This window comes from Arthrobacter sp. Hiyo1 (assembly GCF_001263615.2).
Lineage (GTDB): Bacteria > Actinomycetota > Actinomycetes > Actinomycetales > Micrococcaceae > Arthrobacter.
Map to the genome: position 1 here is coordinate 141,164 of NZ_DF952470.1, position 1,229 is coordinate 142,392.

Genomic DNA, 1,229 nt, shown 5'->3' on the forward strand with positions numbered 1-1,229 from the left:
CCCAGGCCACCGCGCGGGCCGGCGTCGCGGGCATCCCGGCCAAGGGCGTCAGCGGCTCCGGCTATGAGGGCCACTACTTCTGGGACCAGGAGGTGTACCTCCTGCCGTACTTGACCTATACCAACCCGGCCGCCGCGCGCCAAGTGCTGGAATCCCGCCACGCCATGCTTCCCGACGCCCGGATTCGGGCCAAGGAACTCAGCGTGGACGGTGCACTGTTCCCGTGGCGCACCATCAACGGGCTCGAGGCCAGCGCGTACTACGCCGCTGGCACGGCGCAGTTCCACATCGCCGCCGCCATCTCCTTCGCAGCCAACCGGTACCAGTGGGCCAGCGGCGACGCGAGCTTCCGCGCCGAAGTGGGCGCCGACCTGTTGATCGAGACGGCCCGCATGTGGGCTTCGCTGGGCTTCTTCGGCAAGGACGGCTTGTTCCACATCCACGGCGTCACCGGCCCGGATGAATACACGGCGGTGGTCAACGACAACCTCTACACCAACGTCATGGCCCGCTTTAACCTGCGGGCCGCTGCGGCACTGGAACACCCGGACGTCCCCGACACCGAGCGGATGGTGTGGCAGCAGGCCGCCGCGCGTATGTCCCTTCCCTACGATCCGGACATGGAGATCTACAGCCAGGACAACGACTTCATGACCCTGGAGCCGTGGGACTGGAACACCCCTAAGTCGAAGTACCCGCTGCTGCTCAACTTCCACCCGCTGGTGATCTACCGGCACCAGGTCCTCAAGCAAGCGGATACGGTACTGGCGATGTTCCTCCAGTGGCAGGACTTCACGGCCGAGGAAAAGCAGCGCGCGTTCGACTTCTACGATCCCATCACCACCGGCGACTCCACCTTGTCCGCCTGCGTGCAGGGCATCATGGCGGCCGAGGTGGGCTACTCCGACGTCGCGCTCAAGCACTTCACCGAGGCCTTGTTCATCGACCTGGACAACACGCACCACAACACCGTCGACGGCGTGCACATCGCGTCCACCGGCGGCATCTGGAGTTCCCTGGTGTGCGGTTTCGCGGGCATGCGTGACCAGGGCCAGGTCCCGCACTTCGATCCGCGGTTGCCGGCCGAGTGGGACAGCCTGTCCTTCCGGCTCAAGATCCGCGGGCGGCTGTTGTCCGTCGAGCTGCGGCCGGCGACCATCAGCCTTGCGCTGGTTCCGGATTCAGGTTCTCCTGGGCTAGGGTCCGACGCCGGTTCCGCACCTTTGGAG

At 66.1% G+C, this 1,229-nt stretch carries 1 protein-coding gene; it reads left to right on the forward strand.

The features are described from left to right. On the forward strand, window positions 1-1,229 hold a 1,229-nt coding region (locus AHiyo1_RS09615; protein WP_148667531.1), incomplete at both ends, for a glycosyl hydrolase family 65 protein.